Origin of the sequence: Enterobacter sp. DNB-S2, from assembly GCF_019443845.1 — a bacterium.
GTDB classification, from domain to species: Bacteria; Pseudomonadota; Gammaproteobacteria; order Enterobacterales; family Enterobacteriaceae; genus Enterobacter; species Enterobacter asburiae_B.
On the sequence record NZ_CP050520.1, the window covers coordinates 3,902,972 to 3,926,015 of the forward strand.

At 56.9% G+C, this 23,044-nt stretch carries 24 protein-coding genes; 6 read left to right on the forward strand and 18 right to left on the reverse strand.

Features of this window, described 5'->3' with window-relative positions; genetic code table 11:
* Positions 1-85: 85 nt before the first annotated feature.
* From yfcG to HB664_RS18635, 4 genes are all read left to right on the forward strand, one after another.
* The gene (gene yfcG, locus HB664_RS18620; protein ID WP_219939971.1) at positions 86-715 is read left to right on the forward strand and encodes a GSH-dependent disulfide bond oxidoreductase; all 630 of its coding nucleotides are present in this window, start codon (positions 86-88) and stop codon (positions 713-715) included.
* A 75-nt stretch (positions 716-790) separates the two neighbouring features.
* Entirely contained in the window at positions 791-1,159 is a 369-nt protein-coding gene (gene folX / locus HB664_RS18625) for a dihydroneopterin triphosphate 2'-epimerase (RefSeq protein WP_023312555.1), read from the forward strand.
* A gap of 13 nt (positions 1,160-1,172) precedes the next feature.
* The gene (locus HB664_RS18630) at positions 1,173-2,066 is read left to right on the forward strand and encodes a TIGR01777 family oxidoreductase (RefSeq protein WP_033146089.1); all 894 of its coding nucleotides are present in this window, start codon (positions 1,173-1,175) and stop codon (positions 2,064-2,066) included.
* Positions 2,067-2,110: 44 nt separating this feature from the next.
* Complete coding sequence (locus HB664_RS18635) at positions 2,111-2,620, forward strand: GNAT family N-acetyltransferase (protein WP_219939972.1); 510 nt, start codon at positions 2,111-2,113, stop codon at positions 2,618-2,620.
* Positions 2,621-2,656: 36 nt separating this feature from the next.
* Here HB664_RS18635 and hisP read toward each other — a convergent pair whose 3' ends face one another.
* From hisP to pdxB, 15 genes are all read right to left on the reverse strand, one after another.
* Positions 2,657-3,430 carry a histidine ABC transporter ATP-binding protein HisP gene (gene hisP / locus HB664_RS18640; RefSeq protein WP_023312558.1) on the reverse strand — a complete coding sequence of 258 codons (774 nt, stop codon included), beginning with the start codon at positions 3,428-3,430 and terminating at the stop codon, positions 2,657-2,659.
* A gap of 8 nt (positions 3,431-3,438) precedes the next feature.
* Positions 3,439-4,155 (reverse strand): ABC transporter permease, encoded by a 717-nt coding sequence (locus HB664_RS18645; RefSeq protein ID WP_008502590.1) that lies wholly within the window; start codon positions 4,153-4,155, stop codon positions 3,439-3,441.
* Positions 4,152-4,838, reverse strand: a complete 687-nt coding sequence (locus HB664_RS18650) for a histidine ABC transporter permease HisQ (protein ID WP_023336422.1) — start codon at positions 4,836-4,838, stop codon at positions 4,152-4,154. Before HB664_RS18650 ends, HB664_RS18645 begins: the two co-directional genes overlap by 4 nt.
* An 88-nt stretch (positions 4,839-4,926) precedes the next feature.
* A complete protein-coding gene (gene hisJ / locus HB664_RS18655; protein ID WP_023336423.1) occupies positions 4,927-5,709 on the reverse strand; it encodes a histidine ABC transporter substrate-binding protein HisJ in 783 nt (260 codons plus the stop codon).
* A 226-nt stretch (positions 5,710-5,935) separates the two neighbouring features.
* A complete protein-coding gene (argT, locus tag HB664_RS18660; RefSeq protein ID WP_023312560.1) occupies positions 5,936-6,718 on the reverse strand; it encodes a lysine/arginine/ornithine ABC transporter substrate-binding protein ArgT in 783 nt (260 codons plus the stop codon).
* 291 nt (positions 6,719-7,009) lie between these two features.
* The gene (locus tag HB664_RS18665) at positions 7,010-7,579 is read right to left on the reverse strand and encodes a UbiX family flavin prenyltransferase (RefSeq protein WP_029740194.1); all 570 of its coding nucleotides are present in this window, start codon (positions 7,577-7,579) and stop codon (positions 7,010-7,012) included.
* Positions 7,580-7,668: 89 nt separating this feature from the next.
* The gene (purF, locus tag HB664_RS18670) at positions 7,669-9,186 is read right to left on the reverse strand and encodes an amidophosphoribosyltransferase (RefSeq protein ID WP_024908947.1); all 1,518 of its coding nucleotides are present in this window, start codon (positions 9,184-9,186) and stop codon (positions 7,669-7,671) included.
* 33 nt (positions 9,187-9,219) lie between these two features.
* Positions 9,220-9,708: a colicin V production protein gene (gene cvpA / locus HB664_RS18675; protein WP_000262116.1), complete on the reverse strand. Its 489-nt coding sequence runs from the start codon at positions 9,706-9,708 to the stop codon at positions 9,220-9,222.
* Positions 9,709-9,936: 228 nt separating this feature from the next.
* On the reverse strand, positions 9,937-10,623 hold the full coding sequence (dedD, locus tag HB664_RS18680) for a cell division protein DedD (protein WP_039263233.1): 687 nt from the start codon (positions 10,621-10,623) through the stop codon (positions 9,937-9,939).
* Positions 10,613-11,881 carry a bifunctional tetrahydrofolate synthase/dihydrofolate synthase gene (gene folC / locus HB664_RS18685; protein ID WP_219939973.1) on the reverse strand — a complete coding sequence of 423 codons (1,269 nt, stop codon included), beginning with the start codon at positions 11,879-11,881 and terminating at the stop codon, positions 10,613-10,615. The genes dedD and folC overlap by 11 nt, the downstream gene beginning before the upstream one ends.
* Positions 11,882-11,951: 70 nt before the next feature.
* Positions 11,952-12,857, reverse strand: a complete 906-nt coding sequence (gene accD / locus HB664_RS18690; protein WP_003861408.1) for an acetyl-CoA carboxylase, carboxyltransferase subunit beta — start codon at positions 12,855-12,857, stop codon at positions 11,952-11,954.
* A 154-nt stretch (positions 12,858-13,011) separates the two neighbouring features.
* Positions 13,012-13,671 carry a DedA family protein gene (locus HB664_RS18695; protein WP_039263236.1) on the reverse strand — a complete coding sequence of 220 codons (660 nt, stop codon included), beginning with the start codon at positions 13,669-13,671 and terminating at the stop codon, positions 13,012-13,014.
* A gap of 28 nt (positions 13,672-13,699) precedes the next feature.
* Positions 13,700-14,512, reverse strand: a complete 813-nt coding sequence (truA, locus tag HB664_RS18700) for a tRNA pseudouridine(38-40) synthase TruA (protein ID WP_023312566.1) — start codon at positions 14,510-14,512, stop codon at positions 13,700-13,702.
* Positions 14,512-15,525, reverse strand: a complete 1,014-nt coding sequence (locus tag HB664_RS18705; protein ID WP_032659209.1) for an aspartate-semialdehyde dehydrogenase — start codon at positions 15,523-15,525, stop codon at positions 14,512-14,514. Before HB664_RS18705 ends, truA begins: the two co-directional genes overlap by 1 nt.
* Before the next feature lie 67 nt (positions 15,526-15,592).
* Positions 15,593-16,729 carry a 4-phosphoerythronate dehydrogenase PdxB gene (gene pdxB / locus HB664_RS18710; protein ID WP_032659211.1) on the reverse strand — a complete coding sequence of 379 codons (1,137 nt, stop codon included), beginning with the start codon at positions 16,727-16,729 and terminating at the stop codon, positions 15,593-15,595.
* 113 nt (positions 16,730-16,842) lie between these two features.
* Between pdxB and flk the strand changes: the two genes are divergently transcribed.
* Positions 16,843-17,847: a flagella biosynthesis regulator Flk gene (gene flk / locus HB664_RS18715; protein ID WP_219939974.1), complete on the forward strand. Its 1,005-nt coding sequence runs from the start codon at positions 16,843-16,845 to the stop codon at positions 17,845-17,847.
* An 88-nt stretch (positions 17,848-17,935) separates the two neighbouring features.
* Here flk and HB664_RS18720 read toward each other — a convergent pair whose 3' ends face one another.
* Entirely contained in the window at positions 17,936-19,114 is a 1,179-nt protein-coding gene (locus HB664_RS18720) for an MFS transporter (RefSeq protein WP_039263239.1), read from the reverse strand.
* A gap of 207 nt (positions 19,115-19,321) precedes the next feature.
* The gene (gene fabB / locus HB664_RS18725) at positions 19,322-20,539 is read right to left on the reverse strand and encodes a beta-ketoacyl-ACP synthase I (RefSeq protein WP_023336433.1); all 1,218 of its coding nucleotides are present in this window, start codon (positions 20,537-20,539) and stop codon (positions 19,322-19,324) included.
* Between the two features lie 158 nt (positions 20,540-20,697).
* On the opposite strand from fabB, the gene mnmC reads away from it, so the two are divergent.
* Positions 20,698-22,695, forward strand: coding sequence for a bifunctional tRNA (5-methylaminomethyl-2-thiouridine)(34)-methyltransferase MnmD/FAD-dependent 5-carboxymethylaminomethyl-2-thiouridine(34) oxidoreductase MnmC (mnmC, locus tag HB664_RS18730; RefSeq protein WP_219939975.1), 1,998 nt, complete (start codon positions 20,698-20,700; stop codon positions 22,693-22,695).
* A gap of 58 nt (positions 22,696-22,753) precedes the next feature.
* Here mnmC and HB664_RS18735 read toward each other — a convergent pair whose 3' ends face one another.
* On the reverse strand, positions 22,754-23,032 hold the full coding sequence (locus HB664_RS18735; protein WP_029740204.1) for a YfcL family protein: 279 nt from the start codon (positions 23,030-23,032) through the stop codon (positions 22,754-22,756).
* Between the last annotated feature and the right edge of the window lie 12 nt (positions 23,033-23,044).

A 23,044-nucleotide genomic window follows, 5' to 3' on the forward strand; every position in this document is an offset into this window, starting at 1 on the left:
GTCACTTGATGAAAACTCACGATTTACAACAACCACCTATACTCATTTGTCATGGCACCACTATTCGCATGGACAGGAGTTGAGAATGATCGACCTTTATTACGCCCCTACCCCAAACGGCCATAAGATCACCCTCTTTCTTGAAGAAGCCGAGCTGAATTACAGGATCATTCGCGTGGATATCAGCAAAGGCGAACAGTTCAGCCCTCTCTTTCTGGCTATCTCGCCGAATAATAAAATCCCGGCCATTATTGATAACCAGCCAGCGGACGGGGGCAGGCCGCTGAGCCTGTTTGAATCCGGTGAAATTTTGCTCTACCTGGCGGAGAAAACCGGCAAACTGCTGAGCGGCGAACTGCGCGAGCGTCACCATACCCTGCAATGGCTCTTCTGGCAGGCGAGCGGGCTGGGGCCCATGCTGGGGCAAAATCATCATTTTACCGCTTACGCCCCGCAGCCCATTCCCTACGCGATCGAACGCTATCAGGTTGAGACTCAACGGCTGTATGACGTTCTGAACCGTCGGCTGAAGAAAACGCCGTGGCTCGGGGGCGATCATTACAGTATTGCCGATATCGCCTGCTGGCCTTGGGTGAATACGCATGAAAAACACCGAATTGACCTGGCCGCTTACCCGGCGGTGAATAACTGGTTTGAGCGCATTCGGACCCGCCCGGCCACCGAGCGGGCGATGCAAAAAATCCAGCAGATTTAACCCTCTATGAGGCTGGGTGCCCGCGAGCCTCTCATGTATGATGAGCGTGAAATACTGACACGGAGAAGACCTGCAATGTCACAGCCAGACGCTATTATTCGTATAAAAAATTTACGCTTGCGTACCTTCATCGGTATCAAAGAGGAAGAGATCGCCAACCGTCAGGATATTGTCATTAACGTGGTAATTCACTATCCCGCAGACAAAGCGCGGGCCAGCGAAGACATCAACGACGCGCTGAACTACCGCACAATAACCAAAAACATCATTCAGTACGTGGAGAATAACCGCTTCTCTCTGCTGGAAAAATTAACTCAGGATGTGCTCGATATCGCACGCGAACATCACTGGGTCACTTATGCTGAAGTTGAGATCGATAAACTTCACGCCCTGCGCTACGCCGATTCCGTCTCCATGACGCTAAGCTGGCGACGCCAGGCGTAATCCTGGAGGTTGTATGAAGATTTTGCTGACCGGCGGCACGGGCCTTATTGGTCGTCACCTCATTGCACGTCTGCAGGCCTTGCATCACGACATTACCGTGGTCACGCGCAGCCCGGAGAAAGCGCGCCAGGTGCTCGGGGCGGGTATCGATATCTGGAAAAATCTGGCCGAGCAGCAAAATCTGGACGGCTTCGACGCCGTCATTAACCTCGCGGGGGAACCCATCGCCGATAAGCGCTGGACGGAAGAGCAAAAACAGCTGTTATGCAGCAGTCGGTGGAACATCACCGAAAAGCTGGTCGAGCTGATCCGCAATAGCCACACGCCGCCTTCGGTGCTGATTTCGGGTTCAGCCGTGGGCTATTACGGCGATCTCGGCGAGGTGGTGGTGACCGAGGAAGAGCCGCCGCATAACGAGTTTACCCATAAGCTCTGCGCACAGTGGGAGCGTATCGCCTGTGCGGCGCAGAGCGATCGCACCCGCGTCTGCCTGTTGCGGACCGGCGTCGTGCTTGCGCCGAAGGGCGGCATTCTGGCGAAGATGCTTCCCCCCTTCCGGCTTGGACTCGGTGGGCCGATCGGTAATGGCCGTCAGTATCTGGCCTGGATCCATATCGACGATATGGTCAACGGTATTCTCTGGCTGCTGGATAACGATCTGCGCGGGCCGTTTAACATGGTTGCGCCGTATCCGGTGCGTAACGAACAGTTCGCCCACGCGCTGGGTCATGCCCTGCACCGCCCGGCGATTTTGCGCGTGCCTGCCACGGTCATTCGCCTGATGATGGGTGAAGCGTCCGTGCTTGTACTAGGCGGACAGCGGGCGCTGCCAAAACGGCTGGAAGCGGCCGGCTTTGCGTTCCGCTGGTATGAATTAGAAGAGGCGCTGGGGGATGTGGTGCGGTGAATATGTTACAGTGACAGGCCATGTTCCGAAGAAATGGCGTAACAATGGCAACCATCACCACACCCCGGCTTCACCTCACTCCTTTCGAACCCACTGACTGGGCCTTCTTCCGTTCGCTGCGTGAAGATCGCAGCATCATGCGCTACATGGCCGCCATCGCGCCGGAAAAAGAGACCCGACGCACGTTTGCCGCACGCCTGATGGCGGAGCATGTCTTTGTGATCCGCTCTCTGGAGGACGATACGCCGCTGGGCGATATCGGCCTGCAAATCAGCCCTGAGAATCGTGAAGAGGCCGATATTGGCTATACGGTTGTGCCTGCCGCGCAGGGAAAAGGGATTGCCAGCGAGGCGCTGCGCGCGGTGTGTGATTACGCGTTTAACCAGACCCGCGTGAAAGCGATTAACGCGTACGTGCTGGCAGATAACGGCGGTTCGGTGCGGGTGCTGGAGAAAGCCGGGTTTGTGCGTACGCAGGTGCTGGAAAAGGCGTATGAAATTGACGGCGTGCGCTATGACGACTGGGTGTATCGGCTGGAGTACAGTGCGGCTTGATGCCCTCTCCCACAGGGAGAGGGGGAAAGGCAAAACCTACTTCAACGACCCTTTCAGGAACTGCTGCAGGCGCGGGCTTTGCGGGTTCGCCAGCACCTCGTCCGGGTGGCCCTGCTCTTCAATTTTCCCCTGATGCAGGAAGATAACGTGGTTCGAGACGTTACGGGCGAAGCCCATCTCGTGCGTCACCACCACCATCGTTTTGCCCTCTTCGGCCAGCTTCTGCATGATGCGCAGCACTTCGCCAACGAGTTCAGGGTCCAGCGCGGAAGTCGGTTCGTCGAACAGCAGCACTTCGGGCTCCATCGCCAGCGCGCGCGCGATAGAGACACGCTGCTGCTGACCGCCGGAGAGATGCACCGGGTATTTCATCTGCTGGCGCTCGTCGATACCCACTTTCGCCAGGTATTTCACCGCGCGCTCGCGGGCTTCCTGCTTGCTCAGGCCCAGCACCTGAATCGGTGCTTCCATCACGTTCTCCAGCACCGTCATGTGGCTCCAGAGGTTGAAGTGCTGGAACACCATCGTCAGGCGCGTACGCAGCAGTCGCAGCTGGTGCTTATCCGCGACCTTCAGCTGGCCGTCTTTATCACGGACCAGGTTAATATTCTGCCCGCTCACCACAATCGAGCCTTCGCTCGGTTTTTCGAGGAAGTTAATGCAGCGCAGGAAGGTACTTTTACCCGAGCCGGATGAGCCGATAATACTGATCACGTCGCCCGCATTCGCCTGCAGCGATACCCCTTTCAGCACTTCATGTTCGCCGTAGCGTTTGTGCAAATCAATAACGTTTAATTTGTTCTCAGCCATCATCTTTCTCAGTGCGTCGAAGAAGGTTTTATATGCTGCAACCAGCGTTTTTCAGCCTTACGGAACAGGCTAATCAGAACATAAGAGATAATTAAATAGAGCACCGCCGCAATGCCAAACGCGGTAAACGGCTGATAGGTCGCGGAGTTAATATCGCGCGCGATTTTGAGCAGATCCGGCACCGTCGCGGTAAAGGCGAGCGCGGTGGAGTGCAGCATCAAAATCACTTCGTTACTGTACGCCGGTAACGCGATACGCAGTGCCGACGGCAGAATAATGCAGCGATAAAGTTTCACTGAGGAAAAGCCGTACGCGCGCGCCGCTTCAATCTCACCGTAAGGGACAGAGCGAATTGCCCCGGCGAAAATCTCGGTGGTGTAGGCGCAGGTGTTGAGCGTCAACGCCAGCACCGTACAGTTCAGACCGCTGCGGAAGAACGCATTCAGCATCTCAGTGCCTTTTACGATCTCAAGCGTATACATCCCCGAATAGAACACCAGCAGCTGAACGTACAGCGGCGTACCGCGAAACACGTAGGTAAACAGCCAGATCGGGAACTGGATAAATTTATTATTCGACACGCGGCCAATGGCAAGAAACACCGCCAGAATGCCGCCCATCACCACGGAGGAGATCAGCAGCCAGAGCGTAATCGCCACGCCGGTAAAGCGGTAGCCATCCGTCCACAGCAGCGATTTCCAGTATTCCTGAATAATCTCAATCACAGGTCAGCCCTCTTCACACCCACGGAGTAGCGACGCTCGAGCAGAAGCAGCACACCATTGGAGGCGGTCGTAAAGACCAGATAAATCACGCCACAGACCACCGCAAAGTAGAACGGCTCCCAGGTGCTCTTGCCCGCCAGCTGAGTCGCTTTCACGACGTCTTCCAGACCGAGCAGCGAGACCAGCGCTGTCGCTTTGAGGATAACCTGCCAGTTGTTGCCGATGCCCGGGAGCGCATAACGCATCATGGCCGGGAACATAATCCGACGAAACGTTTGTGAAGAGGTAAAACCAAATGCGGTTGCCGCCTCAATGTGGCCTTTCGGCACGGCCATGTAGGCACCGCGGAAGGTTTCGGTGAAGTAGGCACCGTAGATAAAACCGAGGGTAATAATACCGGCCACCATCGGGTCGATATCAATTTGTCCCATGCCCATCGCGTCCGTCACGCTGTTCAACGCAATCTGCAGACCGTAAAAGATCAGCAGCATCAGCACCAGATCGGGAACGCCGCGAATAAGCGTGGTGTAGCCTTCAAAAATTAGCGCCAGCGGTTTGTTAGCCGAAAGCTTCGCCCCTGCGCCCGCCAGACCTATCAGCACCGCCAGCACCACGGAGCTGATAGCCAGCTCAAGGGTGACAAGCGCGCCCTGTAAAATAACGCCAGAAAATCCGTACAGCATACCGCGAGCCCTGTCGTATCGTGAGTGGTGGAACCGTGTCTTTTCCCCTCCCACTGCGGGAGGGGCCGCACGTTATTTGACGGGGCGATTAGCCGCCGTAAACATTAAAATCAAAGTACTTTTTCGCCAGCTTGTCATAGGTGCCGTCAGCGCGCATTTCAGCAAACGCTTTGTTCAGCGCCTCACGCAGCTCGTTGTCTTCTTTGCGAAGGCCCATGCCGGTGCCCACACCAAACAACTTCACGTCCTTAATGGACGGGCCGCCAAACTTGTAATCTTTACCCACCGGCGTTTTCAGGAAGCCTTCGCTTGCCGCGACTTCATCCTGGAATGCCGCATCAATTCGGCCTGCCGTCAGGTCAGCGTAGATATTTTCCTGGCCCTGATAGGAGACGATTTCAATCCCCTTCGGCGCCCAGTGTTCGTTGCCGTAGGTTTCCTGCGTGGTGCCCTGCAGCACGCCGACGCGTTTGCCTTTCAGGGACTCCAGCGTTGGCTGAATGTCAGAAGCTTTAGCCACCACCAGACGAGAATCGGCCGCGTAGAGTTTGTCGGTGAAGGCAATCTCCTGCTGGCGTTTTTCGGTGATGGAGAGCGAGGACATAATCACGTCGATTTTTTTCGCTTTCAGGGACGGGATCAGCGCATCCAGCGGGTTCTCAACGTAGGTACACTGTGCTTTGATGCGTTTGCACAGCTCATTGGCCAGATCGATGTCAAAACCGACCAGTTCACCCTTTGAATTCTTCGATTCGAACGGCGCATAGGTTGGATCGGTACCAATCCGAATTTTCTGCGGAATGGCTGCGAATGCCGCGGTGGCGCTGGAAAAGGCCAGCACCAGAGATAGTGACAACACGAGTTTTTTCATATTTGTCCTCAACAAACTGTCTTCATACGGGATTTTTACGACGACGGGGTGGTGCTAATGTGCCATTAATCCCCTCTTTCAGGCAAAGACTAATGCCCTTAAGGCGGGAATTTTTGCATTATAAATGCGTAAGTATGCACAAAGCGATCCAATACGGTGCAACAAATGCACCGCATTGGGTCAACCGCTCCCGCAACGCACCTTTGCGGTGCGTTAGCGTCAGGCATTATTCACCGTATACGTTGAAGTCGAAGTATTTCTTCGCCAGTTTGTCGTAAGTACCGTCTTTACGCAGCTCTGCAAAGGCTTTGTCGAAGGCGGCTTTCAGCTCGGTATCATCCTTACGCAGGCCAATACCGGTGCCGTCACCAAAGTATTTTTTGTCTTTTACCGACGGGCCCGCAAACGCATAGTCTTTACCCGCAGGCTGTTTCAGGAAGCCTTCGCTCGCGGCGACTTCATCCTGGAATGCCGCATCCAGACGGCCTGCGGCCAGGTCAGAGTAAATCAGATCCTGGTTCTGGTAAGCCACCACGTCTACGCCCTTCTCACGCCAGGTCGCGTTGGCATAACCTTCCTGCGTCGACCCCTGAAGCACGCCAACATGCTTGCCTTTCAGCGAGTCGATGGTGGGCTTAATCGGGGAGCCTTTCGGCGCAATCAGGCGAGAATCCGCGGCGTAGAGCTTGTCAGAGAAGGCAATCTCCTGCTGGCGTTTTTCGGTGATGGAAAGAGAAGAGATAATGGCGTCGATTTTCTTGGCTTTCAGCGACGGGATTAACGCGTCAAAGTCGCTGCCCACCCATGTGCATTTCACCGCAATGCGTTTGCACATTTCATTTCCCAGATCGATATCAAACCCCACGAAATCGCCTTTCGCATCCTTGGAAGAGAATGGCGCATAGGTTGCGTCTGTACCGATACGAACCGTCTGTGGAAGCGCTGCGTAGCTACCTGCTGCCGCACTTAACCCCACGAGCAAAGACAGAGCCAGAACCGTCTTCTTCATACATTTACCCTCAAGTACCGTGATTTTATTATGTATTGTGTTGTGTGTTGTGTTGCAGGCTTCATCTTGCAGGTCTTATGCCACATTGCCGTCTGGTCAAAACTTCGACGTTAAATATGTTAATAAAACGTTGCGATATTGCCTTAATGGTGAAAGATAGCAGGTCTGCCGAACGAACCGGAAAGAGAAAAAGGGAAAAAACGAATTAAATGTCGAGGATATGATCGCCGTTGCATAATTGCCCTGAAACAGGGCAACGTCTCTTTTCATGCACTCTGTTTGTGCACAGAATCAGGCCCCTTGCCAGCGGGTGAAGAGATCTTCAGGCAGGTCGATGTCAAACTGATCCAGCACGCGGTTAACGGTCTGATTAATCACGTCGTCCAGCGAGGTCGGGCGATGATAAAACGCCGGAACCGGCGGCATGATGATGGCCCCAAGCTCGGCGGCCTGGGTCATTAAACGCAGATGGCCGAGATGCAGCGGCGTTTCCCGCACGCAGAGCACCAGAGGACGACGCTCCTTCAGCACCACATCCGCCGCGCGCGTCACCAGGGTGTCGGTATAGCTGTTCACAATGCCGGAGAGCGTTTTAATCGAACAGGGCAGGATAACCATGCCGGCCGTTTTAAACGAGCCTGAGGAGATGCTGGCGGCAATATCACGGGCATCGTGAACCACGTCCGCCAGTGCCTGAACATCGCGCAGGGAGAGATCGGTTTCCAGAGAGAGGGTCTGCCGCGCCGCCTGGCTCATCACCAGATGGGTCTCGACTTCCGCCACGTTACGCAGAACCTGTAACAGACGTACGCCGTAAATCGCGCCGCTGGCGCCGCTGAGCCCAACAATGAGTCGTTTCATGATTTTCGCCCTTACTGATTTCAGGGCAGACTGTGCAGGATTTTGCGGGGAGTTGCAAGTGAGGGCATTCGCCCTCACCTGCCGGAGCATCAACCTTCGTTGTGCATCTCTAAGCTTTCAAGATCGTTCTGCATCTGAACGGCTTTCGCATCGTCGTTGCGCAGCGAATCAAGATAGTCGAGATACTGCTGGTCAACGTCTTTGGTCACGTAAATACCGTTGAACACGGAACATTCAAACTGCTGAATTTCCGGGTTCTCGGCACGCACCGCGTCGATGAGATCGTTCAGATCCTGGAAAATCAGGCCGTCGGCACCGATGATCTGGCGAATTTCATCCACTTCACGGCCGTGAGCGATCAGCTCGTTGGCGGTTGGCATATCGATGCCGTACACGTTCGGGAAGCGAATCTCTGGCGCAGCAGAGGCCAGGTAGACTTTCTTCGCACCCGCTTCGCGCGCCATCTCGATAATCTGCTCAGAGGTGGTGCCGCGAACGATGGAGTCATCCACCAGCAGAACGTTCTTGTCGCGGAATTCCGCGCGGTTGGCGTTCAGCTTGCGGCGCACGGACTTACGGCGCAGGTGCTGGCCCGGCATGATAAAGGTGCGGCCAACGTAGCGGTTCTTCACGAAGCCCTGACGGTATGGCTTGTCCAGGATGCGGGCGATCTCCAGCGCGATATCGCAGGAGGTTTCCGGGATAGGAATAACCACGTCGATGTCGAGATCGTCCCACTCGCGGGCAATCTTCTCGCCCAGCTTGGTGCCCATGTTGACGCGCGCGCTGTAGACGGAAATCTTGTCGATGAAGGAATCCGGGCGGGCAAAGTAAACGTATTCAAACAGGCACGGGTTGCTGACCGGGTTATCGGCACACTGGCGGGTAAACAGCTGGCCCTTCTCGGTGATATAGACCGCTTCGCCCGGCGCAACGTCACGCAGGAACTCAAAGCCCAGGGTATCCAGCGCCACGCTCTCAGAGGCAACCATATATTCGGTACGGCCATCGCCAAGGTCGCGCTTGCCGAGCACCAGGGGACGAATGCCGTTTGGATCGCGGAAGGCCACCATGCCGTGACCGATAATCATCGCTACGCAGGCGTACGCGCCGCGGATCTGGCGGTTGGTCGCGGCAATCGCAGCAAAGATGTTGTCTGCTTCCAGCGGGTAGTGACGGAAGTTATCCAGCTCGCTGGCGAACACATTGAGCAGGATTTCAGAATCAGAGGTGGTGTTAATGTGGCGACGTTTCTCTTCGAACAGCTTTTTACGCAGCTCATGCGCGTTGGTCAGGTTGCCGTTATGAGCAAGGGTGATGCCATACGGTGAGTTGACGTAGAAAGGCTGTGCCTCAGAGGCGCTGGAACTGCCAGCAGTAGGATAACGAACGTGACCGATCCCCATATTACCTTGCAGACGCTGCATATGGCGGGCTTCAAACACATCGTTTACCAGGCCATTCGCCTTGCGTAAACGGAAGCAGTTGTTTGCATCAATGGTGATGATACCCGCAGCATCCTGCCCACGGTGCTGAAGCACCGTTAACGCGTCATAAATCGACTGGTTTACCGGCATGAAACCGGCGATACCGACAATACCGCACATTCGTCTTTTCCTCGTTAAGCCACATCTCAGGGTTTATGCCCTGGGCAAAAAACTCGACGAGCTTTGCAGATAGTCAAAGAACCATCTGATGATGAAGCTGAATTCTGGAATGAGCTGCGATTTCTGCCAGTCTTCGCTTTTGGAGAACCCGGTGAAGGTATCCAGGAAGAACAGGATCGCGGCTACAATCAGCACGCCTCGTAACGCCCCGAAACAGATCCCGAGCACCCTGTCCGTTCCTGACAGACCGGTTTTCTCGACCAGCTGACCTATCACGTAATTCACGATAGCGCCGACAATCAGCGTTGCGATAAACAGCACCGCGATGGCAATTCCGTTTCGGACCAGTTCATCTTCAAAGCCCGTGAACCAGACAGACAGGTAAGTGTAGTAATGACTGGCAACAAAGAAAGCACAACCCCAGGTTACCAGCGATAACGCTTCACGAACAAAGCCACGGATCAGGCTAACCAGACAGGAAAAACCAATCACCGCAATGATGGCGTAATCAATCCAGACCATATGTGTCCCACGATTTAACGCCCTGTCATCCAGTTCGGGGCGAATTCTAACAGAAAAAGAAAACGTTTGCGTAGGGATTTCCTTCCCGCGCGTAAATAAAAAAGGCGCTGAAAAAATGTTCAACGCCACGGTTCATTTGACGTCTCTGTGGACGTCTGCTCCCCCTCACCCCGGCCCTCTTCCTCAAGGGAGAGGGAGCAAACCACTCCGAGGTTGGGTAAGATCTTATCAGTTCGCGCTGTAGCCCATCACCACACCGCTCAGGCCGGAGATCTGCTTCAGCTCGCCGAGCGAACCTTTAAGCTTATCTTTGGACGCTTCTGGCCCCACGAGGATACGGGTAATTTTACCCTGCACCGGCGTGGAAGGTGAAGTGTAAACACGATATCCCGCACTGCGCAGTTTGCTCACGACCTCGTTAACTTTGTCGGCGTTTTTCAGCGCGCCGAGCTGCACAACGTACGCTTTTCCGGTCGGTGCCGCGTCTTGTTTTGCCGGCGGTGGGGTTTCTGATGCGGCAGCCAGCTGCTCTGCGGCTTTATCCCGCTGCGGTTTCGGCTGCGGCTTCTCAACCGGCTTCGGTTTTTCAACGGGTTTAGGCTGCTCTACCGGCACCGGATCGATATCGCTGCTGCTCGCTGCCGCCAGACGAGACGGATCGAGCGACGGGGCGGCGGCATCGCCTGCGCGCACCTCTTCCGCCGCCCCTTCCGGAGGCTGAGCAGGCAGCGCCTGCGTCGCCGCGGGAAGCATATCCGGCTCATCGCGGTCACCCGGTTTCGGCACCAGCGGAATAGCGGCAAACTCGTCCTGATAATGCTTTTTCTGCCCGTCGAGCAGACCCGGGAGAATAATCACCCCGAGCGCGACCAGCACAATGGTTCCTGTTAAACGGTTCTGAAACTTACTCGCCACCGGTTCTCCCCGCGTCCATCACTTCCATGACATGTGCCACCGTGTGGAATGAACCACACACCAGCACGGTATCTTCTGGTTTAGCATCCGCCATCGCGGCATGCCAGGCCTGCGCCACGCTACTATAGATTGCGCCTTTGCCGAGATGTTCCATCAACTGCTCAGCCGTCGCGCCGCGCGGCCCCTCCAGAGGAGCACAATACCAGCTATCTACCACAGTCTCCATGCAGGCCAGCGTCCCGCCGATATCTTTATCATGAAGCATACCGATAACCGCCAGCACGCGCCCGGTTTTTGGTAACGATTTGAGACGTCCCGCGAGATACGCCGCCGCATGCGGGTTATGCGCCACGTCCAGAATCAGGCGCGGTGACTCGCTGACAATCTGGAAGCGCCCGGGCAGAATTGCGCTCTGAATGCCGTCGCGAATTGCCTGCTCGCTGACCGCTAATCCGCTGGCGCGCAGTGCCGCCAGCGCGGTGGCCGCGTTCGGCTGCGGCACCTGCGGCAGCGGCAGGTTGTCCAGCGCTCCCTGGGCATCGCTGAAGCGCCAGCCGTTATCCTGAACCTCATACTGCCAGTCAACGCCGCGGCGCAGCAGACGCGCGCCCTTCTCGTTTGCCACGTCAGCAATGGTGTGCGGCATGTCCGGCTCGCCGACCACGGCGGGTTTATTCGCCCGGAAAATACCGGCCTTCTCGCGGCCAATGCTTTCACGATCCGGTCCCAGCCAGTCGATATGGTCCAGCGCGATGCTGGTGACCACCGCCACGTCCGCATCCACCATATTGGTCGCATCAAGACGTCCGCCGAGGCCAACCTCAAGGATCACGACATCCAGCTGCGCCTGTTTGAACAGCCACAGCGCCGACAGGGTGCCGTATTCAAAATAGGTTAATGAGATCTCACCGCGTGCGGCTTCAATTTCCGCGAACGACGCCGTATGCGCCGATTCCGGCAGCTCGCTGTTCTGCACGCGAACCCGCTCGGTGTAGCGGACCAGGTGTGGAGAGCTGTAAACGCCTACCCTGTAACCCGCAGCCATCAGGACAGATTCCAGCGTGCGGCAGGTTGTGCCCTTACCGTTGGTGCCCGCGACGGTGAACACAAAAGGTGCCGGTTTGAGCACATCAAGACGCGCGGCGACCTGGCTTACGCGCTCAAGCCCCATATCGATGGTTTTACTGTGCAGGTTTTCCAGATAAGAAAGCCACGCGGCCAGGGGCGACGTGGCTTGGGGAATGCTTTTATTTTCCATAATGCCCGGTTGTCATTAACAGATTAGAAAGCAAAAGGGCAGCGCCAACCGGCCCTGCCCTTTTCAGTTATCAGGCCTCGGGTTCCTGATCCGGTACCACCACGCCTTCGCGCGGCTCATCCGGGTTCGGCGCTGGCAGATTCATCAGCTTCGCCAGAATGCTCGCCAGCTTCAGGCGCATTTCCGGACGGCGGACGATCATATCGATAGCGCCTTTCTCAATGAGGAACTCACTGCGCTGGAAGCCCGGCGGCAGTTTTTCACGAACGGTTTGCTCGATAACGCGAGGACCCGCAAAGCCGATCAGCGCTTTTGGCTCAGCGATGTTCAGGTCGCCCAGCATCGCGAAGCTCGCGGAGACGCCGCCCATGGTTGGGTCGGTCAGCACGGAGATGTACGGAAGACCGCGCTCCTGCATTTTCGCCAGCGCAGCAGAGGTTTTCGCCATCTGCATCAGCGACATCAGCGCTTCCTGCATACGTGCACCGCCGGAGGCAGAGAAACAGATCAGAGGACAGTTGTCTTCCAGCGCCTGCTCAACGGCACGCACGAAGCGCGCACCGACCACGGAGCCCATTGAGCCGCCCATAAAGGAGAACTCAAAGGCAGCGGCGACAACCGGCATCTCATGCAGGGTGCCTTTCATGACGATCAGCGCGTCTTTCTCGCCGGTCTCTTTCTGTGCAGAGGCCAGACGATCTTTGTATTTTTTGGAATCGCGGAACTTCAGCACGTCTTTTGGCTCAAGTTCGCTGCCCAGCTCTACCAGAGAGCCTTCGTCCAGCAGGCTATGCAGGCGGTTGCGCGCCGACATACGCATATGGTGATCACACTTCGGACACACCTCAAGGTTGCGCTCCAGCTCTGCGCGATACAGAACCTGACCGCAGCTATCACACTTCGTCCATACCCCTTCAGGAATGCTCGCTTTGCGCGTTGGGGTAATGTTGCTTTTAATTCGTTCAATCCAGCTCATTGATAACCTTTCTGCCTGAACCTGGTCGTATGCCAGTTTTGCTATAAGAGGCGAATAATGCCATTTTTGCCTCCAACAGACCATGAATGTTGCACATTAAAACATAACAGCCCGAAACTTTGGATAAAAAAGTGGTCGAACCGCCAGTGTGCATTTACTTCGCTTGTTTTGCCGCCGCACGTTTGTGACGAATGATTTCGATAACGCCAGGCAGTACGGAAAGCACAATAATCGCTACAATCAGTAACTTAAGGTTTTCCTGCACCACCGGAAGATCGCCAAACAGATAGCCTGCGTAGGTAAACAGCAGTACCCACAGCAGCGCGCCAACCACGTTGTATGCCGCAAAATGACGATAGGACATATGCCCCATTCCCGCCACAAACGGTGCAAATGTGCGCACAATAGGCACAAAACGCGCAAGGATAATGGTTTTCCCGCCATGGCGTTCATAAAACGCATGGGTTTTGTCTAAATAGCTGCGACGGAAAATTTTCGAATCAGGATTGCTGAAAAGCCGCTCACCGAACACCCGTCCAATCGTATAGTTGACCGCATCACCGACAATGGCGGCAATCACCATCAGCACAACCATAAGATGCACATTCAGATCGTTAGTGGGTAACGCCGATAGCGCCCCGGCAACGAACAGCAGTGAATCCCCTGGCAGGAATGGGGTAACGACCAGACCGGTTTCACAAAACAGAATGAGGAACAGAATGGCGTAAACCCAGACGCCATACTGCGCGACCAGCTCTGCCAGGTGAACATCAATATGCAGAATGAAATCAATCAGAAAACGTATTACGTCCATATTGTCTAAGCCCTAATTGCACCTTTGTTTAGTCCGCTAAAAACAGCGGGCCCATTGGCGGTTTCGGCAGGTCAAATCGATCCGGATAGTCTACTGAGACCAGATACAATCCTTCCGCTTTCGCCGTGGCTGCCGCAAGCGTTCTGTCCTTCGCTGCCAGCAGGTCTGCAATCCAGCTCTCCGGCTGGTGTCCGGCACCCACTTCCATCAGGCTGCCTACAATATTCCGAACCATATGATGTACAAAGGCATTGGCTTTGATATCCACCACCACATACGCGCCAAAACGGCTGACGTTTATGTGCATGACGTTGCGCCACGGCGTGCGGGACTGACACTGCACCGCACGAAACGACGTAAAGTCATTTTCACCAATCAGACACTGCGCCGCGCGATGCATACGTTCTGCATCAAGCGGTTCATAAAAATGCGTGACGCCCTGGCTTAACACCGCCGGACGCAGGCGCTGGTTGTAGATGACATAACGGTAGCGACGCGCCGTGGCGCTGAAGCGCGCGTGAAAATCATCCGGCACAGCTTTTACCCAACGCACCGCAATGTCACCAGGCAAATTCGCATTTACACCCAGCGTCCAGGCGGCATCCTTACGCACGGCGGTGGTTTCAAAGTGCACCACCTGCCCCGTGCCGTGAACTCCCGCGTCCGTACGTCCCGCGCACAGGACGTTAATCGGCTCGTTTGCCACCTGAGAGAGCGCTTTCTCCAGCTTCTCCTGGACGCTGCGCACCTCGTTCTGACGCTGCCAGCCATAATATTTACTGCCGTCGTACTCAATTCCGAGGGCAATTCTATGGACCGGCTTTTGTTCCACGTCTGACATCAGTACAGGTACTCCTGCACCAGTTTTTCCGCGATTTTGACCGCCATCAGCGCGCCGCCGAAGCGAACGTTATCGGCAACGGACCAGAACTGAACCTGCTCCGGCATGCCGTAATCGTTACGCACGCAGCCAACGGAAAGATGCGCGCTACCGGTGGCATCGCCAACCTGGGTCGGAAACTCGCTCTCTTCAGAGAGCACGATGTCTTCACCGCGGCCAAACGCGTCGCGCGCCTCTTCTGCCGCCAGCGGACGGAGGGCTTCAAAGCCGACCATCTGCGCGTGGCCGTAGAAGACCGGAGACTGCACGACGTTCGCGGAAATCATCAGGCCATCGTCTTGCAGAATTTTACGCACTTCATCGACGATACGACGCTCTTCGCGCACGGAGCCCTCGCGGTCCGGCAGCAGCGGCAGCATGTTGAACGCCAGCTGGCGGCCAAAGAAATCATCTTCGTCAATCGGGATACCGTTCAGCAGCTTCGCGCTCTGCCCGGCCAGGGCGTCAACGGCCTTTTTGCCGTTCGCGGACGCGGACAGCAGGCTGGTGACGGAAATGCGCGACAGGCCGCCGTCGTCGATCAGCGGTTTCAGCGCGGTCAGCAGCTGGCTGGTGAGGCTGTTCGGAACCGCAATGACGTTACGGTTGCGGTAGTCAGCCAGCACAAACGGGTTCACGTCCGGCACCACCAGCGGCACATCCGGCTCCATTGAGAACAGACCGCTCAGGTCGATCACCAGGCAGCCAGCGTTGGTCGCCTCTTCAACGTAAGCAGCCGTCGCTTCAGCGCCCGCGGCGAAAAATGCCAGCTGCGCCTGCGTCCAGTCGAACGCGGCCGCGTCCTGAACCATGACGGATTTACCGTTAAAACGCAGATGCTCACCTGCGCTGTCGGTACGGGCCAGCGCATAGATATCGCCCACCGGGAACTGACGCTCAGCAAGGGTTTCGAGCAGGGCTTCGCCCACGGCACCCGTGGCACCTAAAATGGCAATGTTCCAGCCTTCAGACATGGTGGTTTACTCCAGAAATAAAAAAGCGTCCCTGTCGGAGTATCCGACAGGGAGCATTAAGAAGACATTAATGCGCCGGGTGATGAACGGCGTTAAACCCCAGCTTATGCAGCAGCGTCGCCGCCGGGGCGTCGTCGCATATTACATACAGGGAAGACCACTCGCGGCGCTCAACGTAGTTCTTGCGCAGCTTATCAAATTCACCCGGGATCCCCGCCACTTTACGCAGCAGCGCATCATCGCGGCGCACATCATACACCAAATGCACCAGCCTTTTCAGCGTTGCCTGATCGAGCGGGCCGTGCAGGGTAATGCGGCCAAACTCAGGCGCGGGGAGTAAGGTATCCAGCGCCACCTGCTGCGGATGGCCGATAAAAGCGCTGTAGGCTTCGAAGACCTGCGTCGTGCCGCGCGCTTTCCCCTCGAGGGTATAACCGGCGATATGCGCCGTGCCCACGTCTACCTTGTTAAGCAGCTCAACGTTGAGATCCGGCTCCGGCTCCCAGACGTCCAGCACTACACTGAGGTCTTGTCCTTCGTTCAGGCATGTCAGCAGCGCGGCGTTATCTACCACCGGACCACGGCAGGCATTTATCAGAATAGTGCCAGCCTTCAGACGACGGATTAGCGCCTCGTCAGCAAGATGCAGCGACTTATACGGCCCCTCTTTAAACAGCGGCGTGTGGAACGTCAGCACGTCACACTGTTCAACCAGCTCATCCAGCGAGCGGAAATCCCCGTCATCGCCGTTATCTTTACGCGGCGGATCGCACAGCAGCGTGCGGATCCCTAACGCTTCAAGGCGCTTTTGCAGGCGCCCGCCGACGTTACCCACGCCGACAATCCCCACGGTGCGGTCCTTCAGCGCAAACCCGTCGCGCTCGGCCAGCATCAGCAGGGAGGAGAAAACGTATTCCACAACGGCAATGGCGTTACAGCCCGGCGCGGCGGAAAAACCGATTCCGGCCTGCTTCAGCCATTTATCATCCACATGATCGGTCCCTGCCGTTGCGGTTCCGACAAACTTAATCGCTTTACCGGCGAGCAACGCCTCATTTACTTTAGTCACCGAGCGCACCATCAGCGCGTCTGCGTCATCCAGTTCGTTGACCGGGATCGGGCGACCAGGGACAGCCTTAACGTTACCCAGGCGGCTAAACAGCTCACGGGCGTAAGGCATATTTTCATCAACGAGGATTTTCACGTCTGAGTACCTGTTTGAGAGGAAGAAAACCTGCCAAGTGTGCCATAATCTCGCCGCCAGGCATATATGTATGCCTGGTTTACGCTGAGTTTTGACTTTAAGGATTTTTGACGATGCAGCCCATTTCAGGTACGCCGCCACGCCCTCCGGGTGAAGGCCCCGTCACGCCAAACGTTGCCGGTGAACAACCGCTATCCACGCAACAGCGCACCGTGCTGGAGCGACTGATCACGCGCCTGATTGCGCTGACTTCACAGCAAAACGCGGAAGTCTGGGCCGGGGTAAAGCATGATTTAGGCGTGAGGAACGACGCACCGCTGCAGTCGCGCCATTTCCCTGCGGCCGAGCAAAACCTGAACCAGCGTATTAATACCGCGCAGCAGAACCACACCACGCGCCAGATTGTCGCTCAGCTGACGGAGCTGCTGGGCCAGGGTAATAACCGGCAGGCGGTGAGCGATTTTATTCGCCAGCAGTATGGTCAGACCGCGCTGGGCCAGCTGACGCCCGACCAGCTCAAAACCGTGCTGACCCTGCTGCAGAACAACGAGCTGTCTATTCCGCAGCCTCAGGTGCGCCAGGCGACCGAGCGTCCGCTGCTGCCTGCCGAGCACAACACGCTCAAGCAGATGGTGACGAAGCTGGCTGCGGCCACCGGCGAACCGACGAAGCTTATCTGGCAATCCATGCTGGAGCTGTCCGGCGTGAAGGCGGGTGAGCTGATCCCGGCCAAACAGTTTACGCATCTGGTGACCTGGCTCCAGGCGCGCCAGACGCTCAGCACCCAGAATGCCCCTACCCTGCATACCGTCCAGGCGGCACTGAAGCAGCCGCTTGAGCCGCACGAGTTTGAAGTCATTCGGGATTACGCCCAGCAAAACTGGCAGGCCACGCCGCAAACGGTTCTGACCACCGCGCAGGTGCAGGATCTGCTCAATCAAATCTTCGTTCGCCGCGCCGAGCGCGAGGGCGGCGTGCCGGAGGTGAGAAACATTCAGCCGATCTACAGCCCGCTGTTTGCGCCAGTCGTGGAGACGTTCAGAACGCTCTCTGCGCGTCCGGGATTGATGTTTATTGCGTTACTGATTGCGCTGGCGATTTTCTGGCTGGTTGCCTGATATTTTGCCCGGTGGCGCTGCGCTTACCGGGCCTACAGCGGCTCGAACCGTAGGCCGGGTAAGGTATAGCCCCCCCGGCAACAACGGCTCAAGTCCTGCGAAACGCCACCAGCGTCACCACGATCCCCACCACTGCGGAAACCGCACCGGCCAGAAAGACGGACGGATAACCAAACGAGGTGGCTAACACCCCGGCCAGCGGTCCGGTTACCCCGTATGAGATATCCTGAAAGGCCGCATAGCCGCCCAGCGCCGTACCGCGCACCTGCGGGGCCACGCGCTTCACCACTTCAACGCCCAGCGCCGGGAAGATCAGTGAACAGCCGCAGCCGGTCAGCGCCGCGCCAAGCAGCGCAACGGATGCAACGGGTGCATTCCACAGCAGCAGCAGACCGATGGTTTCAATCACCAGCGACGCCACCGCCACCTTCACGCCGCCAAAGCGATCCGGCATCCAGCCGAAAAGCACGCGCATCAGCACAAACGCGCCGCCAAACGCGGTGAGCGTAAAACCGGCCATCGCCCAGCCGCGGCTCATAAAATAGAGCGAGACGAAGGTACCAATCACCGCAAAACCCACGCCCTGCAGCGCCAGGCCAAGACCCGGCTGCCAGATTTGGCCGACCACGCTCCACAGGGAAGGACGCTCGCCTTTGTGCGCGGGCACCTTACGCACCGAGCCGTTAAACGCCCACGCCAGCAGGGGTAAAACCATGGTGGTGGCAGCCAGCGCCGCAAATCCAAACTGGCTATTGATCAGCAGCCCAAGCGGTGCGCCTGCGGCCAGCGCGCCATAGATGGCCATACCGTTCCAGGACATCACCTTGCCGGAGCGTGCCGGCCCCACCAGACCCATTCCCCAGGTCAGGGTGCCGGTCAGCAGCTGGCTTTCACCAAAGCCCAGGATTAAGCGGCCCAGCACCAGCAGCGCAAACTTATACGCGGCGTCTACCGGCAGGAGAGAAGCCAGCAGCCATGCGCCGCCCGCCAGCCCACAGGCAAACATCCCCTGTAGCGCCGAGCGTTTTGCACCGTGCTGATCCGCCAGCCGTCCGGCGTAACCGCGGGTCAATACCGTGGCTAAAAACTGAATGCCCACGGCAATGCCGACCATGGTGTTGCCATAGCCCAGCTCCTGATGAACGAACAGCGGGATCACCGGCAGCGGCAGGCCGACGGTCATATAGGTTAGAAATACCGCGAAAGCGATACGGAACAGCGAGACGTTCGCTGAAGGGGTTGTTTCTGTTTGAGTTACTGCAGTCATGCTTTACTCCGAAATGAAGAGTAAGGCGGGGAAATGCCACGCCCCCTCTACCTGATTATCAGGATTAAGGTGCGTTGGTTGACGTTAAACGCTTACGCATTATCGTGAGGATAATGTTGAGGGGTGAAGTTTGCCTGTGAGATCAGCCGCTTGTCAATGCATAAAAAAGGGAGCCTTATGGCTCCCTTCCGGAATCAAACGTAAAACTTATGCTTTCAGCTTACGCATAACCAGCGTGGCGTTGGTGCCACCGAAGCCGAAGCTGTTTGACATGACGGTGGTCAGCGTCGCTTCCGTTGGTTTGGTCACGATGTTCAGGCCAGCAGCCTGCTCGTCCATCTCATCGATGTTGATGCTTGGCGCGATAAAGCCGTTTTCCAGCATCAGCAGAGAGTAGATCGCTTCCTGCACGCCAGCCGCACCCAGAGAGTGACCGGTCATGGCTTTGGTCGCGGAGATCGCCGGGCTGTTATCGCCGAAGACTTCACGGATCGCACCCAGCTCTTTCACGTCGCCTACCGGAGTAGAGGTACCGTGGGAGTTCAGGTAGTCGATTGGGGTGTCAACGCCGTGCATCGCCATCTTCATGCAGCGCACCGCGCCTTCGCCGGATGGCGCAACCATGTCGGCGCCGTCAGACGTTGCACCGTAGCCCACGATTTCAGCGTAGATGTGCGCGCCACGTGCCAGGGCATGCTCCAGCTCTTCAACCACAACCATACCGCCGCCGCCAGCGATAACGAAACCGTCACGGTGCGCATCATAGGTACGGGAGGCTTTATCCGGGGTTTCATTGTATTTGGTGGACAGTGCGCCCATCGCGTCGAATTCACAGGCCATTTCCCAGCCCAGCTCTTCGCCGCCGCCAGCAAATACGATGTCCTGTTTACCCAGCTGGATCTGCTCAACAGCATTACCGATGCAGTGCGCGGAAGTCGCACACGCGGAGCTGATGGAGTAGTTCACACCGTGGATTTTGAATGGGGTCGCCAGGCACGCGGAAACCGCAGAACCCATAGCTTTGGTGACCACGTACGGACCTACAGCTTTCAGACCACGCGGGCTACGCATTGCGTCAGCGCCGAATACCTGCGCTTTTGATGAGCCGCCGGAACCGGCGATCAGACCCACGCGCGGGTTGTTCTGATAAACCTCTTCACTCAGGCCGGAATCTTTGATCGCTTCCTGCATGGAGAGATAAGCATAAATAGAGGCATCGTTCATGAAACGAACCACTTTGCGGTCAATCAAACCGGTGGTGTCCAGTTTGACGTTACCCCATACGTGGCTACGCATACCTGAATCTTTAAACTCTTCAGAGAAAGTGATCCCGGAGCGTCCTTCACGCAGAGATGCCAGGACTTCCTGCTGGTTATTACCGATGCTGGAAACAATGCCCAGGCCAGTAATCACTGCACGTTTCATTCAATACCTCTGTAAGTCGCACTATAGTAAGTTTCGAGTCGCACAATAGCGTACACTTGTACGCCGAACAAGTCCGATCAGACATTTTCTGCGGAAATTTGCACCGATGGACTCACATCGTTAAGATCGTGCCACTGCCTGTCAGACGAGTAACTTACGTGAAACAAAACGCTATACAACCCGCCAACCTCGAATTCAACGCTGAGGGTACACCTGTTTCCCGAGATTTTGATGACGTCTATTTTTCTAATGATAACGGACTCGAAGAAACTCGCTATGTTTTCCTCGACGGAAACCAGCTCAGCACCCGCTTCCCGGAGCATCCGCGGAGCCTGTTTGTGGTCGCGGAAAGCGGATTCGGTACCGGGCTCAATTTTCTGACCCTTTGGCAGGCGTTTGACCAGTTTCACGCTGCCCACCCTGAGGCTACGCTACAAAGATTACATTTCATCAGTTTCGAAAAATTCCCGCTCACCGCGCACGATCTGCGGCTCGCTCATCAGCGCTGGCCAGAGCTTGCAGCCTGGGCGGAGCAGCTTCAGGCGCAGTGGCCACCCCACATCGGCGGCTGCCACCGTCTGATTCTGGACGGCGGTCGCGTGACGCTGGATTTATGGCTTGGCGACATCAATGACCTGACCGATACGCTCGATGATTCAATGAACCAGACGGTGGACGCCTGGTTCCTTGACGGCTTTGCCCCCGCCAAAAACCCGGACATGTGGAGCCAGCATCTGTTTAGCGCGATGGCGCGGCTGGCGCGCCCGGGCGCAACGCTTGCCACCTTCACCTCGGCAGGCTTTGTCCGCCGCGGGCTGCAGGAGGCGGGCTTTACCATGCAGAAAACCAAAGGTTTTGGCCGCAAGCGCGACATGCTGGTCGGCAGAATGGAGCAGACGCTGGACATCCCCGCAAGTACCCCCTGGTTTGCACGCGGCACCAGCGCATCCCGTGAGGTGGCGATAGTCGGCGGGGGAATCGCCAGCGCTCTGCTGTCTCTCGCGCTTCTCCACCGCGGCTGGCAGGTCACGCTCTACTGTGCCGACGACGCGCCAGCAAGCGGCGCATCCGGCAACCGTCAGGGTGCGCTCTATCCGCTTTTAAGCGCGCACGACCCGGCCCTGTTCCAGTTTTTCCCGGCGGCGTTTACCTTCGCTCGTCGCCTGTATGACGCCCTGCCGGTGGCGTTCGAGCATGACTGGTGCGGCGTGACGCAGCTCGGCTGGGATGAAAAGAGCCAGCAAAAAATCACGCAGATGCTGTCGCTGGGTCTGCCTGACGAGATTGCCCGTGCGGTAAGTGCGCAAGAGGTGGCAGACACCGCTGGCGTGGAAACCGGGTGGGGGGGCATTCAGTATCCGCTCGGCGGCTGGCTGTGCCCGGCTGAACTGACCTCGGCGGTCATTGCGCTGGCGCAGTCGCGCGGGCTGACGGCGCATTATGCTCACAAGGTTGAATCGTTGAGCCGGACAGAACGCTGGAATCTGCGTTTTGCTGATGGCAAAGAGGCAAGCCATGCCAGCGTTGTGCTGGCAAACGGACATAACATCAGCCAGTTTATCCAGACAGAGTCATTGCCGGTTTATCCGGTCGGCGGCCAGGTAAGCCATATTCCTTCCGCGCCCGAACTGAACAAACTGCGTCAGGTGCTGTGCTATGACGGCTATCTGACGCCGCAAAATACGTCTAACGGCCACCACTGCATCGGGGCCAGCTATCATCGTGGCGAAACGGATATGCGCTACAGCGACGCGGATCAGGCCCAGAACCGCCAGCGCCTGATTGACTGTTTCCCGGATGCGGCGTGGGCGAGAGAGGTTGACGTCAGCGAGGGTGACGCGCGCTGCGGCGTGCGCTGCGCCACCCGCGATCATCTGCCGATGGCGGGAAATGTGCCGGACTACGATGCGACGCTTGAGGCCTATCAGGATCTTGCTGATAACCGGGATAACGCGGTAAGCGCGCCGGTTTATCCGGAGCTGTTTATGCTGGGTGGATTAGGATCTCGCGGGCTCTGTTCCGCACCGCTACTGGCAGAAGTGTTAGCCGCACAAATGAGCGGCGAGCCGATGCCGCTGGACAGGGTTACGCTTGCAGGGCTGAATCCGAATCGCTTGTGGGTACGGAAACTGCTGAAGGGGAAGAAGGTTAAGTAAGGTGCGGTCTGGTGCCCTCACCCTAACCCTCTCCCACAGGGAGAGGGTGGTGAAACACTTACTTGGCTTTCGCCTGCTGGAACAAAGTGTCCCACATGCCCAGCACCAGCGACTGGTCGCGCGGCGAGAGCTCCCCGGCCAGAATGGCTTTTTCCAGGCTGCGAGTGACTTCAGCGTGAACGGCGTCGGCAGAGTGATCGTCCCCCGCTTCCAGCTCGGCTACCGCGAGCGTCAGGTGACCACGCAGATAACCGCTGGCGAACAGCTCATCATCACTGGCGTGTTCCACCATGTCATCAATTAACGCCAGAATGCGTGATTCAAATTCTGCGATCATCTTCTTTCCTCT

What these genes read in the sequence shown, in the direction of transcription:
- cvpA (WP_000262116.1), bottom strand. Translation starts at nt 9,708, where the DNA reads ATGGTCTGGATTGATTACGCCATCATTGCGGTGATTGGTTTTTCCTGT.
- HB664_RS18650 (WP_023336422.1), bottom strand. Translation starts at nt 4,838, where the DNA reads ATGCTGTACGGATTTTCTGGCGTTATTTTACAGGGCGCGCTTGTCACC.
- HB664_RS18630 (WP_033146089.1), top strand. Translation starts at nt 1,173, where the DNA reads ATGAAGATTTTGCTGACCGGCGGCACGGGCCTTATTGGTCGTCACCTC.
- truA (WP_023312566.1), bottom strand. Translation starts at nt 14,512, where the DNA reads ATGTCAGACGTGGAACAAAAGCCGGTCCATAGAATTGCCCTCGGAATT.
- HB664_RS18635 (WP_219939972.1), top strand. Translation starts at nt 2,111, where the DNA reads ATGGCAACCATCACCACACCCCGGCTTCACCTCACTCCTTTCGAACCC.
- yfcG (WP_219939971.1), top strand. Translation starts at nt 86, where the DNA reads ATGATCGACCTTTATTACGCCCCTACCCCAAACGGCCATAAGATCACC.
- argT (WP_023312560.1), bottom strand. Translation starts at nt 6,718, where the DNA reads ATGAAGAAGACGGTTCTGGCTCTGTCTTTGCTCGTGGGGTTAAGTGCG.
- accD (WP_003861408.1), bottom strand. Translation starts at nt 12,857, where the DNA reads ATGAGCTGGATTGAACGAATTAAAAGCAACATTACCCCAACGCGCAAA.
- HB664_RS18665 (WP_029740194.1), bottom strand. Translation starts at nt 7,579, where the DNA reads ATGAAACGACTCATTGTTGGGCTCAGCGGCGCCAGCGGCGCGATTTAC.
- folX (WP_023312555.1), top strand. Translation starts at nt 791, where the DNA reads ATGTCACAGCCAGACGCTATTATTCGTATAAAAAATTTACGCTTGCGT.
- HB664_RS18720 (WP_039263239.1), bottom strand. Translation starts at nt 19,114, where the DNA reads ATGACTGCAGTAACTCAAACAGAAACAACCCCTTCAGCGAACGTCTCG.
- fabB (WP_023336433.1), bottom strand. Translation starts at nt 20,539, where the DNA reads ATGAAACGTGCAGTGATTACTGGCCTGGGCATTGTTTCCAGCATCGGT.
- flk (WP_219939974.1), top strand. Translation starts at nt 16,843, where the DNA reads ATGCAGCCCATTTCAGGTACGCCGCCACGCCCTCCGGGTGAAGGCCCC.
- HB664_RS18705 (WP_032659209.1), bottom strand. Translation starts at nt 15,525, where the DNA reads ATGTCTGAAGGCTGGAACATTGCCATTTTAGGTGCCACGGGTGCCGTG.
- HB664_RS18735 (WP_029740204.1), bottom strand. Translation starts at nt 23,032, where the DNA reads ATGATCGCAGAATTTGAATCACGCATTCTGGCGTTAATTGATGACATG.
- folC (WP_219939973.1), bottom strand. Translation starts at nt 11,881, where the DNA reads ATGGAAAATAAAAGCATTCCCCAAGCCACGTCGCCCCTGGCCGCGTGG.
- hisJ (WP_023336423.1), bottom strand. Translation starts at nt 5,709, where the DNA reads ATGAAAAAACTCGTGTTGTCACTATCTCTGGTGCTGGCCTTTTCCAGC.
- HB664_RS18695 (WP_039263236.1), bottom strand. Translation starts at nt 13,671, where the DNA reads ATGGACGTAATACGTTTTCTGATTGATTTCATTCTGCATATTGATGTT.
- hisP (WP_023312558.1), bottom strand. Translation starts at nt 3,430, where the DNA reads ATGGCTGAGAACAAATTAAACGTTATTGATTTGCACAAACGCTACGGC.
- purF (WP_024908947.1), bottom strand. Translation starts at nt 9,186, where the DNA reads ATGTGCGGTATTGTCGGTATCGCCGGTTTCATGCCGGTAAACCAGTCG.